The organism is Streptomyces sp. NPDC025651 (assembly GCF_055558735.1).
Map to the genome: position 1 here is coordinate 144,796 of NZ_JBVHLZ010000015.1, position 13,809 is coordinate 158,604.

Here is a 13,809-nt window from a genome sequence, read left to right on the forward strand (position 1 = left end):
TCCCTCTCACTTCCGCAGCCGTACTTCGAACGCGTCCCGCAGCCCGTCGCCGATGAAGTTGAACGCGGCGACGACAAGGACGATCGCGATGCCCGGCGGGAAGATCAGCCACCAGTAGCCGTTCTGGGTGTAGGTGATGCCGGACGACAGCATCGAGCCCCAGTCGGCCGAGGGCGGCGGGATGCTCAGGCCGAGGAAGGCCAGGTAACTCACGTAGAGGATGGCGTCGGCGACCTGGAAGGTCGCGTTCACGATCACGGTGCCGACGGCGTTCGGCACGATGTGCTTGAAGACCGCACGCGCGCCGCCCCCGCCCATCATCCGCATCGCCTGTACGTACTCGCGGTCGCGGAGCGAGAGGGCCTCACCGCGCACCAGTCGGGCGGGCGACAGCCAGGCCACCGCTGCGATGATCATGATGAGGACGCCCTTGCCGGGCGTGACGATCGCGGCGACCACGACGAGCAGGAACATCGCGGGGATGGCGAGCGCCGCGTCCGTGATCCGCATCATCGCGGCGTCGACCCAGCCGCCGAAGTAGCCGGACACCGCGCCGTACACGGTGCCGAAGAGCGTGGCCAACAGGCCCGCCGCCAGGCCGATTTCGAGCGACGTCCGCCCGGCGACCATCAGGCGGCCGAGCATGTCGTAGCCCAGGTCGGTGGTGCCCAGGAGATGGCCGGGGCTGCCCGGCGGCAGGTTCGCCTGCGAGAGGTCGGTGTGCACCTGCTCGGTGTCGTACACCCAGGGGCCCAGATAGCTGAACGCGAGGAGCAGGAGCAGGACCACCACGCCCGTCAGGGCGAGCTTGTTGCCGGTGAAGACCCGCAGGGTGCGCCGGGCGAGCGAGGGCGTGGCCTGCGCCGCCTCCTCCTGCCCCGGGGCGACGACAGGGGTGACCGCGGTACTCATGCCACGCTCCGTATCCGGGGGTCGAGGACGGCGTACAGGATGTCGGTGAGCAGTGAGCCGACGACGGTGGCGACACCGACGACGAGCGTCACGCCGAGCAGGACGGGGAAGTCGGAGCCCTGTGCCGCGTTCCAGAACAGCAGCCCCATGCCGGGGTAGTTGAACATCGACTCGATGACGAGGGCGCCGCTGAACAGCGTCGGCAGATAGAGGCCGAGCAGCGTCGCCAGCGGGATCAGCGCGTTGCGCAGGACGTGCCTGACCATGATCCGGCGGCTCGACTGCCCCTTGGCCATCGCCGTACGCACGTATTCCTCGGTGAGGTTGTCGAGCACCGCGGAGCGCATGTAGCGGCTGAACATCGCGACGATGCCGAAGGCCATGGTGACCACCGGCAGGATCAACCCGGTGAAGTCGCCCAGGAGTTCACCGACCGTCTCGCCCTGGGGGGCCTCCGCCGGGAAGACCGGCATCACCTGCGCGAACAGGATGATCATGATGAGGCCGAGGAAGAACACCGGCGTCGCGTACATCAGGAAGGCGAGGCCCGTGAGGGCGTAGTCGGACGCCTTGCCGCGCCGCACGGCCTGCAACAGGCCCAGCGGGACCGCGATGACCACGGCGAGCGCCGTCGAGAGCACGGTCAGGAGAAGCGTCTTGGGCAGGCGCTGTTCGAGCAGGTCGAAGACCGGCGAGTTCAGCTTGAAGGACTCGCCGAGGTCGCCCGTCAGTAGCCGCTTCAGATACATCGCGTACTGCATCGGCAGCGAACGGTCGTACCCCTGCTGGTGGTTGAAGTGCTCGATCTGCTGCGGGGTGCCCTTCGGGCCGAGGATGGCGCGCGCGGGGCCGCCCGGCAGCATGTGCAGGAGCACGAAGACGATGACCGACACCAGGAAGAGGACGACGACCGCCTGGAGGAGGCGCTTGACCAGAAAGCCGGAGAAGCCGGTCACTTCGCGGCTCCCTTCTTCTTGACGTAGTACCAGTGCTGGGGGGTGAAGGTGACGGTCGGGTTCTGCGAGACGCCGCGCAGGTCGTTGCGGATCACCGAGACCTGGTACGCCGGGTTGGGCATCCACATCACGGGCAGCTGCTCGGCGAGGAGTTCGCCGTAGGCGTGCACGGCCTTCATGTCGGGGGAGTACTGCACGCCCCGGATGACGCGGTCGGCCCTCTTGTCGCTGTAGTTGCCGAAGTTGGCGGACGCCCCGGTCGAGAAGAGCTGCTCTCCGCTGGGGTTGAGCGGGTAGTACCAGCTGCCGGCGGTCCCGAAGAAGGACATGTCCCAGTCGCAGCCCGGGTCCTTCGCCTTGCAGGGCACGGAGTTGCCGAGCACCGAGTTGAGCGGCTGCTGACGGACGGTCAGGTCGATGCCCGCCTTCGACAGGGACGACTTGAGCTCCTGCATCATGTTCGTCGTCTCGGTCGAGCCCGACTGGGAGAGCAGGGTCAGCTCCAGCGGTGCGTCCTTCCCGATGCCCTTGCCGCACCGGTCGGCGCCGGTGCCGGGGCGCACGCAGCGCGCCCTGCCGCCCTCGATGCGCCAACCGTGCCGCGTGAGCAGCCTCTTGGCGGTGGCGACCGAGAAGGGTTACCGGTTCTTCTCCATCGCCTTGGAGAGGTACTGGCTCTTCGGGGTCACCGGCACCGGGCCGAGCGTCGGAGTCGCGCTGCCCTGCCAGACGACGTCGCTCATCGCCTTCTGGTCGACGAGGTGCTGCATGGCCTGACGGATGTAGAGCTGGTCCATCAGCGGGCCTGCGTGGGTGGAGTTGAAGTTGTAGACGATGTACGTCGCCGCCCAGCCCTCCCACGGATCGACGCGGTAGCCCTTCTCCTCGAACTTCTCCTTCTGCGCCATCACCGACGGCGGGATGTAGCCGTAGTCGACGCCGCCCGAACGCAGCACGTTGTACTCCGAGTCGGCGGTCGTGAAGGGCTTGAAGACCACCTTGTCCAGGTGCGGGCGCTCCGACTTCGGTCCGGTGAACTTCTCGTTCGGCACGATCGTCACCTGACCGCTGTCCCGCCAACCCGCGAGCTTCCAGGGTCCGTTGACGGTCTTCCAGAGCGGGTCGGAGCCGTACGAGCCGAGGCTCTTCGCGTGCCGGGTGAGTCGCGCGAAGACCGCCTTGGCCCCTTCGGGGGTGCGGTCCCAGTCGCCGATCCGCCCGCCGTCGGTCTTCGCGTCCCAGGCGTGCTGGGGCAGGGCCCGCATCAGCGTGAGCTGGTTGGCGGTGAACCAGTCGGGGTTGTAGGCGCGCGTCAGGTGCAGCCGTACGGTGTGGTCGTCGAGCGTCTCGAACCGCTTGACGTTGTCCGGCATCGTGCCGACCGAGTAGTTGCCCCAGTCCGCCTTGTTGGCCTTGACCAGGTGGAACCAGAACTCCAGGTCGCGCGCGGTGACCGGCTTGCCGTCGGACCATTTCACGCCCTCGCGCAGCGGCACCGTGACGGTCTTGTTGCCGTTGCCGTACGTCGGCTCCAGGCCCAGCGTGCTCGGGCCGTGCGTGGCCAACTCGCCCTTCTCCTTGTCCTCCACGGCGTCGTACACCGGCATGAACAGGAGTGACTGGATGCCGTAGTTGTACGAGGCGCCGTAGCCGGGCGCGCCGATCGGGAAGATCCAGTTGGGCGTCGCGGCGGGCGGGAGCGCCATGGTGGCCGTACCGCCCTCGACGGGAGTGCCGCCGGTGGGCCCCATGTCGATGCGGCCGCCCTCACGGGTGCAGCCGGTGAGGGCCGCCGCGAGGACGAGCAGCGCTGTCGCCGCGGACCTGAGTGAGCGCATGGCGATGGGCCTCCAAGGGGGACGGGGCCTGCCCCATGCCGGGGAACGACGGGGCGGCGCCCGAACGCTAGGCCGCGGGTGAAAAACAAGTCAATAGGTTCGTTCGGCAAGAAGCCGAAAACCCGGCAGGGGTAGCCAACTTGGTTCGAGCAAACCTAGAGTTCATGTCGTTCTCGAACGAAAGCTTCGAAGTAAATGGGGGCGGCATGGCCGGAACACCACTCGGCGAACCAGGTTCGGCGCAGCACATCGTGCACCTGGTCTCCTCGGGGGCGGCCACCTCCCGGGCCGATCTCGTACGGGAGTTGGGCCTCGCCCCCTCGACGGTCTCCCTGCGGGTGCAGGAACTGGTCGACGCCGGGCTGCTCACGGAGTCCGGCGAGGGCGCCTCGCGCGGCGGCCGCAGGCCACGGCTGCTGCGGGTGGCCGCGCACGGCGGCGTCGCCCTCGCCGCGGACATCGGCAGCCACCACGCGCGGCTCGGCGTGGTCGACCTCGGGGGCACCGTCACGGACGCCGTCGACCTGCCGCACGACATCACCGCGGGACCCGAGTCCGCCGTCGACTGGCTCTGCGGCCAGCTCGACGCGCTCGTGGACCGCCGGCGCGAGGAGGGCCGCCCGGTGCGCGCGTTCGGCCTCGCCTTCCCAGGCCCCGTGCAGCCCGGCACCGGACGGGTCCTCAGTCCGTCCCGCATGCCGGGCTGGCACCGCTACCCGCTGCGCGACGTCCTCGCCGAGCGCCTCGGCATCCCCGTCACCGTCGAGAACGACGCCACGATGATGGCCGTAGGCGAGCACCGCGTCGCACGGCCCGGACTCGAACACCTCGTCGTGGTCAAGGCCGGGCGCGGCATCGGCAGCGGCATCATCTCCGCGGGCCGTCCGCACGACGGGGCCAACGGCAGCGCGGGCGACATCAGCCACGTCCGCGTCGACGCCGCGGGCGAGCGGCCCTGCAGCTGCGGCAACATCGGCTGCCTGGAGACCGTCGCGAGCGGCGCCGCCCTGATCCGCGAACTGGCCCGGCAGGGCGTCGACGTGGCCGACACCACCGGCCTGCTGCGGCTCGTCGCGGACGGCGACCCGCAGGCCACCACCCTGGTCCGCACCGCGGGACGGCACATCGGCACCGTCCTGTCCGTCGTCGTCAACTTCTTCAACCCGCAGGTCGTGGCGCTCGGCGGCGTGCTCGCCACCGCCGAACCGCTGGTCGCCGCGGTGCGCGGCGTGCTCTACGAACGCTGCCTGCCCGTCGCCACGGCCGACCTGGAGATCACCACCACCGTCACGGGTCCCGACGCGGGACTGCTCGGCGCGGGACTCACCGCGCTGCGCCACCACCTCCCCACGGCCCCCGCCCCGGCCGCCCCCGCACCCCAGGAAGAGAGCGCACCCGCATGACCCCCTCCGCGAGCCCCCGCCGCCTGCGCATCGGCATCGGCGGCATCGGCATCGAGTCGTCCACGTTCTGCCCGCACCGCTCCACCACCGACGACTTCCACCAGACCCGCGGACAGGAACTCCTCGGCCGCTACACCTGGACACAGGCCGGCTCCGACCTCGCCGCCACGGTGGAATGGGTGCCCCTGCTGCACGCCACCTCGCTGCCCGGCGGCCCGGTGGAGGCGGAGTCGTACCTGATCCTCAAGAACGAACTCGTCACGCGCATACGGGAAGCGGGCCCCCTCGACGGCCTCGTCTACGACATCCACGGCGCGATGAGCGTCATCGGCCTCACCGACGCCGAGGCCGATCTGACGGAGGCCGTCCGCGCCGCCCTCGACTTCGTCGGCACCCCGGACGGCACGGGCCGCCCGATGATCTCCACCGCCATGGACCTGCACGGCAACGTCTCGCGCCGCTTCGCCGAGCCGATCGACCTGCTCACCGCCCACCGCCTCGCCCCGCACGAGGACGTCTGGGAGACCCGCGAGCGTGCGGCCCGCAACCTCGTGCGCTGCCTCCTGGACGGCACCCGGCCGCACCGCGCCTGGGTGCAGGTGCCCGTGCTGCTGCCCGGCGAGAAGACCAGCACCCGCCTGGAGCCCGCCAAGTCCCTCTACGCCTCGCTCGCCGAGATCGAGCGGCTCCCCGGCATCCTCGACGCCGCGATGTGGGTCGGCTACGCCTGGGCCGACGAACCGCGCTGCAAGGCCGCCGTCGTCGTCACCGGCGACGACGCCGAACTCGCCGCCTCCGAGGCCGAGAAGCTCGCCCGCCGCTACTGGGACGCGCGCCGCGACTTCGTCTTCGTCGGCCCCACGGGCAGTGCGGAGGAGTGCGTCGAGAAGGCGGTCGCATCGGACAGGCGGCCCTTCCTGATCAGCGACTCGGGCGACAACCCGACGGCCGGCGGCGCGGGCGACCTCCCGTACATGCTGGGCAGGCTCCTGGAGAACGACGCGATCCGCACCGGGCGGGTCACCGCCGTCCACCCCGGCATCACCGACCCGGTCGCCGTCGCCCGCTGCTTCGAGGCGGGCGTCGGCGCGGAGGTCACGCTGAGCGTCGGCGGCAAGGTCGACGCCGGCCACGGCGGACCGTACGAACTCACCGGCACCGTCGTCGCGTTGCAGCGCGCCACCGACGGCAAGGACCGCGCGGAGGGCGGTGCCTACGACCGCGGCGTCGACATGGCGGCGGTGCGCAGCGGCGGGCTGACGGTGATCCTCGTCGAGCGCCGCAAGCCGTTCCACACCCTCGCGGACTTCACGGGCCCCGACGAGGGCGGCCTCGGCATCGACCCGCGCACCTACGACCTGGTGGTCGTGAAGATCGGCTACCTGGAGCCGGAGCTCCACGACATGGCGGCGGACTGGCTCCTCGCCCTCACGCCCGGCGGCGTCGACCAGGACCTGCTGCGGCTCGGACACCACCGGGTGGAGCGGCCGCTGTACCCGTTCGACGAGGACGCGTACGACAGGGGGGCACCCGACCTGACCCCGGTCCTGCTGCCGCCGCTCGCCAGGTGAGAAGGGGGTTCATCCGCGGGAACGGGTCTGGGAGGGTGATCCCTTCGAGCCGCCCGCCGTGCAGAGGAGCCCCCCGTGAAGCGTGCCGCCACCCTGTCCGCCCTGGTCTGTCTGCTTGCCGTCACCGCCGCCGCGCCCGCGTCGCCCGACGCGGGCCGGCGGCCGGACGGCAGGCCGGACCGGCACCAGGGCAGCCTCCTGGACACCGTCCCGAAGAAGGGGGTCCTGAAGGTCTGCACGACCGGCGATTACCCGCCGTTCACCGAACTCGACCCCGCCGACGGCACCTACAGCGGTGTCGACATCAAGATGGCGCACGACCTCGCCAAGAGCCTCGACGCCGAGCCCACGTTCGTGGCCACCACGTGGGCGAACCTCACCAGGGACGTGGCGGCGCGGCGCTGCGACATCGGTGTCGGCGGCGTCTCGATCACCCTGCCGCGGGCCCGCCAGGTCTCCTTCGGCGAGCCGACGCGCGAGGACGGCAAGACGCCGATCGTGCGCTGCGCGGACAAGGAGAGGTTCGGGGCGGGCGCGCTGGCGGACATCGACAAGGCGGGCACGACCGTCGTCGTCAACCCCGGTGGCACGAACGAGCAGTTCGCCCGCGCCCACATCAAGAAGGCGACGATCAAGCTGCACCCGGAGAACACCACGATCTTCCAGGAGATCATCGACGGCCGGGCGGACGTGATGATGACCGACGCGAGCGAGACGCTCTACCAGTCGAAGATCCACCCCGAACTCTGCTCCCTCCACCCCGACAAGCCCTTCACCTTCTCGGAGAAGGCGTACGCGATGCCGCGGGGCGACGACGAGTTCACGGCGTACGTCGATCAGTTCGTGCACCTTGCCACGCATGACGGGACGTACGCGAAGTACGAGGCGGAGTGGATGAAGTAGGCGTCCACGCTTTTGTGCGCGATGCGCGCGGGTACCCGGCGCGCATGACTGCTATCGGTGTGCGAGAAGTGCGAGAAGCGGGAGAAATGGCGGCATCGGCGCCGCTCGGCGGGCTCGCGCCGTTCCTCGCCGGTCTGGGCGTGGCCGCCCTGCTGGTCTGGGCCGTGTGGCTGGGGATCCGGGTGCGACGGAGGGAGCCGCGGCCGCCGAGGCCCCAGGAGCAGCCGCGGATGCCGCGGGGCGGGCCGGTCGGGGACATCGTGGAGGAGCGCGAGCCGGACGAAGTCCCGAAGGACGGCGGTCGGTTGACGCCTCATCGCCTGAAGGGCTCGGGCAACGTGGGGTCCCGACGGAAGTGAGGTCACGTGCGACGCGCCCGCCGCAGCCTTCTGTGCAGCGCCGCCCGTTCCTCCGCGCAGGTGCCGCCCCACACGCCCCAGGCCTGACCCGTCCTGAGCGCCCAGGCCAGGCAGTGGCTGCGCACCGGGCAGCGGGCGCAGACCCGCTTGGCGGCGGCGGTGTCGCGCAGGGCGGGCCCGGCCAGGCCGACGGGAAAGAACAGGTCGGGATCCTCGTCGGCACAGGCAGCCTTCGTCAACCACTCCATGGGCGCGCGAGTTCCCTCGGCCGGTGTCCGGAAACCGTGCTTCCTGTTTCGGCGGCGCGGCGCGGGGGACTCGCCCGCCATGACCGTCCACAAGAACACCGTGCTCGTACTGGACTGCTCGGAGCCCGAGAAGCTCGCCGAGTTCTACGCGGGACTGCTCGGCGCCGAGACCCGGCTGAGCAAGGACCCCGAGTACGTCGAGGTCACGAACGAGAACGGGGTCTGCCTGGCGGTGCACAGGGAGCGCGACTACATCCCGCCGAGCTGGCCCCGCCCCGAGGACTCGCAGCAGGCGCACCTGAGGATCATGGTGGCGCGGGGCGACATGGACGAGGCGGAGCGCGAGGCGGTCGGTCTGGGCGCGCGGCCCGTGGACACGAAGGACAACAACGGGCCGCGGGACACGCGGACGTACTCCGATCCGGCGGGGCACTCCTTCACGCTGGCGGCCATTCCCGAGTGAACGGTCTCCGAGTGAACGGTCTCCTGCACGCCGGCGGACCCGAGAGCGAACGGGGCGAGAGCGGGAGGGCCCGGGGGAGGGCCACGAGGCGGACTGCCGCACCCTGGACCCGTGCCGGGGCCAGTAGGGGCTACCAGTAGGGGCTAGGCGTCCCTCCGCCTGAGCGACCACCACCCGGCGAGCACCGCCGCGCCCGTCCACAGTGCCGTCACCCCGAGGCCCGCCCACGGCGCGAGGTCGCTCGGCGGATCCACGTACAGGACCTGTTGGCCCGCGCGGTCGGGGAGGAAGTCGGCGGCCGAGCCCGATGTCTCGCCCAGGACCATCGAGACGATGAGGATGAACGGGATCAGTATGCTCAGCACGGCGAGGCCGCTGCGCAGGACCGCGGTCAGGCCCGCCGCGAAGAGGGCCATCAGGGCGAGGTAGACGGCGCCGCCCAGGCAGGCCCGCAGCGCCTCGCCGTCGCTCAGGCTCAGCGCCGCGTCGCCCAGGAAGGCGCTGCCGCCGAGGAACGACACGAACGTCGTCACCAGGCCCATCGCCAGCGCGAGACCCGCCACGTTCGCGAGCTTCGCGGCGTAGAACAGACCCCGGTTCGGCACCGCCGTCAGCGAGGCGCGGATGGCTCCGCCCTGGTACTCGGACGACATGGCCATCGTGCCGAAGGAGATCGCCGCGATCTGGCCCAGGTTGAGGCCGAGGAAGACGGAGAAGAGCGCGTCGAAGTCGGCGCTGTCCGCCTCGGAGTCACCGGTCGCCGCGTTGGCCGCGACGGCGAACCCCGCCGTCAGCAGGAAGACGGCGAGCAGGGACCACGCGGTGCCGCGCAGGGTCCTGATCTTGATCCACTCGGAGCGGAGTACGGCCGTGGTGGACATCGTCAGGCCTCCTGCGGGGCGCGGGCGGAGAATTCCGTGGCGGCGGCGGTGAGGTCGAGGTAGGCCTGCTCCAACGTGGCCTCCTCGGCGGCGAGTTCGAGCAGGACGATGCCCTCCTGCGCGGCCAGCGGTCCGATGGCGTCGATCCGGACGTCGTCGATCAGCATGCGCCCCTCGTCCGAGTCGACGGGGGTGTGGCCGTGCCGCAGCAGCACCTCGCGCAGCCGCGCGGGCTCCGTCGTGCGCACCCGCACGCGCGGCTTGACGCGGGCCGCGATGAAGTCCTTCGTCGCCGTGTCCGCCAGCAGCCTGCCCTTGCCCAGGACGATCAGGTGGTCGGCGAAGGAGGCCGTCTCACCCATCAGATGGCTGGAGACCAGCACGGTGCGGTTCTCCCGCGCGAGGTCGCGCAGCAGCTCGCGGATCCAGATGATGCCCTCGGGGTCGAGGCCGTTGGACGGCTCGTCGAGCAGCAGCACCCGGGGGTCGCCGAGCAGCGCCGCGGCGATGCCGAGGCGCTGGCGCATGCCGAGGGAGAACGTCTTCACGCGGCGCGAGGCCGCGCTCGCGATGCCCGTGAGTTCGAGGACCTCGTCCACCCGCCGGTCGGGGATGCGATTGCTGGCGGCGAGCGACAGGAGGTGGCTGCGGGCGGTGCGGGAACCGTGCGGCGCCTGCGCGTCGAGGAGCGCGCCCACGTGGCGCAGCGGCTCGGCGAGCCGTGTGAACGGGCGCCCGCCGATCGTCGCCGTGCCGGAACTGGGGCGGTCGAGGCCGAGGATGAGGCGCATGGTGGTGGACTTGCCCGCGCCGTTGGGGCCGAGGAACCCGGTGACCTGCCCCGGCCGGACGGTGAAGGTGAGGCGGTCCACCGCACGCACCTGTCCGTAGACCTTGGTCAGGTCCTTCACTTCGATGGCTGTCATGGTGACGACGGTGCCGTTCGCAGGGGATGATCCGCTTCCCCCGGCGGAGGGAAAGTCCTCCCCCGCGCGGGGGAGCCAACTGCCGTACACCGCTGGGATCATGGCGGTATGAAGCGTCTTCATCGGTTGCTGCGGCCCATGTCACGTGCGGTCACGTACACCCGGTGGCTTCATCTGTTCATGGGCGCGGTGGCCGCGGTGGTGCTGGTCGGGGTGGCCTTCCCCGGCCTCGACAGCCCCGGCGCGGCGATGTGGCTGCTGCCCTTCGTGCCGCTCCCGCTGCTCGCGCTCGCCGCCCTGATCCCCGGCACCCGGGTCGCCGAGGCGATGCAGGCACGCTTCCTGCTCTACCCCGGGCCACAGGCCCCGCAGGAGCATCCGGCGCCGGAGATCGCCGGTTCGCCCTCGGCCACGCGGGGCGACCGCTGGCGGGTCTTCGTGTGGCTGACCGTGCGGCTGTGGCTCGGCTTCGGGGTCACCGTGGTCACGCTCAACGGCGTCGTTTTGACGCTGGGGTTGCTGATGCCGTCCCTGTGGCCGCCGTTCGGGCCCCCTTCCGCCCTGCTGCCCGAGCGGTGGGCGTGGTGGTTCCCGCTCCTGGCCCCGGTGTCCTGCGCCGTGGTGGTCGCCCTCGTCCGGGGCGCCGGCGCGCTGATGGCCGACCTCGCGCCCCGGCTGCTCGGCCCGACCCCGGCGGAGCGGCTCGCGGAACTGGAGGAGCGGACCGAGCGGTTGCTGGAGCGCACCCGGCTCGCCCGGGAACTGCACGACACCATCGGGCACGCGCTCACCCTCGCCGTGGTGCAGGCGGGCGCGGCGCGCGAGGCAGGGACGCCGGAGTTCACCGACCGGGCGCTGGCCGCGATCGAGGACACCGGCCGGGAGGCCCTGTCCGAACTGGAGCGGGTGCTCAGGCTGTTGCGCGAGGACGCCGACCCGACGGCGCAGCGGCCCACACTCGCGCAGGCCGGACGGCTCGTGGAGTCGGCGCGCGGGGCCGGGGCCGACGTGACCACCCGGATCGGCGGGGATCTCGACGCCGTGCCGGGGCCCGTCTCACGCGAGGGCTACCGGATGCTCCAGGAGTGCCTCACCAACGTACTGCGGCACGCGGGCTCGGTGCCGGTGACCGTGGAGCTCGAAGTGGGCGAGCGCTGGCTCGAGTTGGAGGTGCGCAACAAGCGGCCCGCCGAGTGCGGCGGATCCCGCGGCGGCGGCTCAGGGCTGCGCGGGCTGCGCGAGCGGGCCGTCCTGCTCGGCGGCGCGGCCGCGTACGGGCCGCACGAAGGGGCGTGGCGGGTGCACATCACCCTGCCACTACAGTGACCGGCATGCCGATCACCGTCCTGCTCGTCGACGACGACGCGCTCCTGCGCGCCGGGCTGCGCGCCATTCTGGAGGCGCAGCCCGACATCGAGGTCGTCGGTGAGGCGGCGGACGGCGCGGCCGTCATCCCCCTGGTGGTGAAGGTGAGGCCGGACGTCGTCGCCATGGACGTACGCATGCCGCTGATGGACGGCATCGAGGCGACCCGGGCCGTCCTGCGGACCGTCGCGGACCCGCCGAAGATCCTCGTCATCACCACGTTCGAGGAGGACGAGTACGTCTACGGCGCGCTGCGCGCGGGCGCCGACGGGTTTCTGCTCAAGCGCGCGAGGCCCGCCGAGATCGTGCACGCGGTACGGCTCGTCGCCGAGGGCGAGTCGCTGCTCTTCCCGCCCGCGCTGCGCTCCCTCGCCGCCGCGCACGGCAACGAGTCGGCGCGACGCGAACTGGCGGAGGCCGCCCTCACCGAGCGCGAGGGCCAGGTGCTGCGGTGCGTCGCGCGCGGCCTGACGAACGCGGAGATAGCCGCCGAACTCCACCTGGGTACCGAGACGGTGAAGACGCACGTGAGCGCGGTGCTCGCGAAGCTCGGTGCGCGCGACCGCGTGCAGGCGGTGATCACGGCCTACGAGTCGGGCTTCATCACCGCGGGGGAGCAGGAGCGGCGGCCCTGACCGTGCCGGGCCCACGGGCCGCGCGGGGAGGGGCACTTGAGCGTGTAGTCCCGCGACAGAACCGCGCACGACGACCGGGCTAGCCTCCGTGTCCATCGAGCCCACGACGCGACACGTGAGGAAGCAGATGAGCGGTGTGCGGGAACTCCCGGATGACTGCACCACGGTGGACCTGGCCGACCCCCTGTTCTTCCGGCTCCACGACCAGTACGAGCTGTGGCGCAGGCTCCGGGCCCACCACCCGGTGTTCTGGACGGAGCCCCGCGAGGGCAGGCCGGGATTCTGGTCCCTCACGCGCTTCGCGGACGTGCAGCACGTCTACCGCGACAACCGGCGGTTCACCTCCGAGCGCGGCAACGTCCTGACCACGCTCCTCGCGGGGGGCGACTCGGCGGCGGGAAAGATGCTCGCGGTCAGCGACGGCGAGCGCCACCGGGAGCTGCGCAACGTCATGCTGAAGGCGTTCTCGCCCCGGTTCCTGCGGTCCGTGGAGCTCCGGGTGCGGGACATGGCCGACCGGCTGATCCGTGAAGTGGTGGAGCAGGGCGGCGACTTCGCCGCGGACGTGGCGGAGAGGATCCCGATGGGGACGATCTGCCACCTGCTGGGCGTCCCGGAGAGCGACCAGCCCTACCTGCTGACCCTCACCAAGTCCGCGCTGAGCTCCGAGCACGAGAACGCCACCGAAGCGGCCGCCGTACGCGCGCGCAACGAGATCCTCGTCTACTTCCTCGACCTCCTGGACGGCATCAGGAAGAGGCCGCGCGAGGGCGCCATCACCGCGCTCGCCCAGGGAGCGGTCGGGGGCAGGCCGCTCACCGAGGAGGAGATCGTCTTCAACTGCTACAGCCTCATCATCGGCGGGGACGAGACCAGCAGGCTCTCCATGATCGGCGCGGTCCACGCGCTGGCCGAGCACCCGGAGCAGTGGAAGCTGCTGCGCTCGGGAGAGGTCGGGGCGGACACGGCGGTGGACGAGGTGCTGCGGTGGACCACTCCGGCCATGCACTTCGGGCGGACCGCGCTGGAGGAGGTGACGATCGGCTCCCGCACGATCGCCCCCGGCTCCGTCGTCGTGCTCTGGAACACCTCGGCCAACCGGGACGAGGAGGTGTTCGAGGAGCCCGACCGGTTCCTGCTGTCCCGTAGGGCCAACCGCCACCTCACCTTCGGCTACGGACCGCACTTCTGCATCGGGGCCCAGCTGGGGCGCGCGGAGGTCGGTGCGGTGCTCGACGCCCTGCGCACCCACGCCTCGGACCTGGAGCTCACCGGTGAACCGCCGCGGGTGCACTCGAACTTCCTCAACGGCTTCAGCGGCCTTCCGGTCGCCTTCACCCCGGCCTGAG

General features: G+C 71.3%; 13 protein-coding genes and 1 pseudogene. 8 read left to right on the forward strand and 6 right to left on the reverse strand.

What is annotated here, in order from left to right; translation table 11 throughout:
- Positions 1–6: 6 nt before the first annotated feature.
- The 3 genes and pseudogenes from ACZ4D5_RS38315 to ACZ4D5_RS38325 form a co-directional block, all read right to left on the reverse strand.
- Positions 7–912, reverse strand: a complete 906-nt coding sequence (locus ACZ4D5_RS38315) for an ABC transporter permease (RefSeq protein ID WP_467777097.1) — start codon at positions 910–912, stop codon at positions 7–9.
- The gene (locus ACZ4D5_RS38320) at positions 909–1,868 is read right to left on the reverse strand and encodes an ABC transporter permease (protein WP_467777098.1); all 960 of its coding nucleotides are present in this window, start codon (positions 1,866–1,868) and stop codon (positions 909–911) included. The genes ACZ4D5_RS38315 and ACZ4D5_RS38320 overlap by 4 nt, the downstream gene beginning before the upstream one ends.
- Positions 1,865–3,706: pseudogene (locus tag ACZ4D5_RS38325) on the reverse strand (peptide ABC transporter substrate-binding protein). Before ACZ4D5_RS38325 ends, ACZ4D5_RS38320 begins: the two are co-directional and overlap by 4 nt.
- A 206-nt stretch (positions 3,707–3,912) precedes the next feature.
- Here ACZ4D5_RS38325 and ACZ4D5_RS38330 point away from each other — a divergent pair.
- The 4 genes from ACZ4D5_RS38330 (at position 3,913) to ACZ4D5_RS38345 (ending at position 7,942) form a co-directional block, all read left to right on the forward strand.
- The gene (locus ACZ4D5_RS38330; protein WP_467777099.1) at positions 3,913–5,109 is read left to right on the forward strand and encodes an ROK family protein; all 1,197 of its coding nucleotides are present in this window, start codon (positions 3,913–3,915) and stop codon (positions 5,107–5,109) included.
- On the forward strand, positions 5,106–6,680 hold the full coding sequence (locus ACZ4D5_RS38335; protein WP_467777100.1) for a M81 family metallopeptidase: 1,575 nt from the start codon (positions 5,106–5,108) through the stop codon (positions 6,678–6,680). The genes ACZ4D5_RS38330 and ACZ4D5_RS38335 overlap by 4 nt, the downstream gene beginning before the upstream one ends.
- A gap of 75 nt (positions 6,681–6,755) precedes the next feature.
- Positions 6,756–7,583, forward strand: coding sequence for a transporter substrate-binding domain-containing protein (locus tag ACZ4D5_RS38340; RefSeq protein ID WP_467777101.1), 828 nt, complete (start codon positions 6,756–6,758; stop codon positions 7,581–7,583).
- 44 nt (positions 7,584–7,627) lie between these two features.
- A complete protein-coding gene (locus ACZ4D5_RS38345) occupies positions 7,628–7,942 on the forward strand; it encodes a DUF6479 family protein (RefSeq protein WP_467777102.1) in 315 nt (104 codons plus the stop codon).
- Between the two features lie 2 nt (positions 7,943–7,944).
- On the opposite strand, the gene ACZ4D5_RS38350 is transcribed toward ACZ4D5_RS38345, so the two are convergent.
- Positions 7,945–8,190 carry a WhiB family transcriptional regulator gene (locus ACZ4D5_RS38350; RefSeq protein ID WP_467777103.1) on the reverse strand — a complete coding sequence of 82 codons (246 nt, stop codon included), beginning with the start codon at positions 8,188–8,190 and terminating at the stop codon, positions 7,945–7,947.
- A gap of 79 nt (positions 8,191–8,269) precedes the next feature.
- Here ACZ4D5_RS38350 and ACZ4D5_RS38355 point away from each other — a divergent pair, with 79 nt between their 5' ends.
- Entirely contained in the window at positions 8,270–8,653 is a 384-nt protein-coding gene (locus ACZ4D5_RS38355) for a VOC family protein (RefSeq protein WP_467777104.1), read from the forward strand.
- A 143-nt stretch (positions 8,654–8,796) separates the two neighbouring features.
- On the opposite strand, the gene ACZ4D5_RS38360 is transcribed toward ACZ4D5_RS38355, so the two are convergent.
- Together ACZ4D5_RS38360 and ACZ4D5_RS38365 are read right to left on the reverse strand one after the other, a co-directional pair.
- Complete coding sequence (locus tag ACZ4D5_RS38360) at positions 8,797–9,534, reverse strand: ABC transporter permease (protein ID WP_467777105.1); 738 nt, start codon at positions 9,532–9,534, stop codon at positions 8,797–8,799.
- A 2-nt stretch (positions 9,535–9,536) separates the two neighbouring features.
- Positions 9,537–10,460 carry an ABC transporter ATP-binding protein gene (locus tag ACZ4D5_RS38365; protein WP_467777106.1) on the reverse strand — a complete coding sequence of 308 codons (924 nt, stop codon included), beginning with the start codon at positions 10,458–10,460 and terminating at the stop codon, positions 9,537–9,539.
- A gap of 108 nt (positions 10,461–10,568) precedes the next feature.
- Between ACZ4D5_RS38365 and ACZ4D5_RS38370 the strand changes: the two genes are divergently transcribed.
- The 3 genes from ACZ4D5_RS38370 (at position 10,569) to ACZ4D5_RS38380 (ending at position 13,808) form a co-directional block, all read left to right on the forward strand.
- Positions 10,569–11,786 (forward strand): sensor histidine kinase, encoded by a 1,218-nt coding sequence (locus tag ACZ4D5_RS38370; protein WP_467777107.1) that lies wholly within the window; start codon positions 10,569–10,571, stop codon positions 11,784–11,786.
- Positions 11,787–11,791: 5 nt separating this feature from the next.
- A complete protein-coding gene (locus tag ACZ4D5_RS38375; protein ID WP_467777108.1) occupies positions 11,792–12,460 on the forward strand; it encodes a response regulator in 669 nt (222 codons plus the stop codon).
- Between the two features lie 115 nt (positions 12,461–12,575).
- Positions 12,576–13,808: a cytochrome P450 gene (locus tag ACZ4D5_RS38380; protein WP_467777109.1), complete on the forward strand. Its 1,233-nt coding sequence runs from the start codon at positions 12,576–12,578 to the stop codon at positions 13,806–13,808.
- Position 13,809 lies beyond the last annotated feature (1 nt).

What these genes read in the sequence shown, in the direction of transcription:
- ACZ4D5_RS38315 (WP_467777097.1), bottom strand. Translation starts at nt 912, where the DNA reads ATGAGTACCGCGGTCACCCCTGTCGTCGCCCCGGGGCAGGAGGAGGCG.
- ACZ4D5_RS38330 (WP_467777099.1), top strand. Translation starts at nt 3,913, where the DNA reads ATGGCCGGAACACCACTCGGCGAACCAGGTTCGGCGCAGCACATCGTG.
- ACZ4D5_RS38335 (WP_467777100.1), top strand. Translation starts at nt 5,106, where the DNA reads ATGACCCCCTCCGCGAGCCCCCGCCGCCTGCGCATCGGCATCGGCGGC.
- ACZ4D5_RS38345 (WP_467777102.1), top strand. Translation starts at nt 7,628, where the DNA reads ATGACTGCTATCGGTGTGCGAGAAGTGCGAGAAGCGGGAGAAATGGCG.
- ACZ4D5_RS38350 (WP_467777103.1), bottom strand. Translation starts at nt 8,190, where the DNA reads ATGGAGTGGTTGACGAAGGCTGCCTGTGCCGACGAGGATCCCGACCTG.
- ACZ4D5_RS38355 (WP_467777104.1), top strand. Translation starts at nt 8,270, where the DNA reads ATGACCGTCCACAAGAACACCGTGCTCGTACTGGACTGCTCGGAGCCC.
- ACZ4D5_RS38360 (WP_467777105.1), bottom strand. Translation starts at nt 9,534, where the DNA reads ATGTCCACCACGGCCGTACTCCGCTCCGAGTGGATCAAGATCAGGACC.
- ACZ4D5_RS38365 (WP_467777106.1), bottom strand. Translation starts at nt 10,460, where the DNA reads ATGACAGCCATCGAAGTGAAGGACCTGACCAAGGTCTACGGACAGGTG.
- ACZ4D5_RS38370 (WP_467777107.1), top strand. Translation starts at nt 10,569, where the DNA reads ATGAAGCGTCTTCATCGGTTGCTGCGGCCCATGTCACGTGCGGTCACG.
- ACZ4D5_RS38375 (WP_467777108.1), top strand. Translation starts at nt 11,792, where the DNA reads ATGCCGATCACCGTCCTGCTCGTCGACGACGACGCGCTCCTGCGCGCC.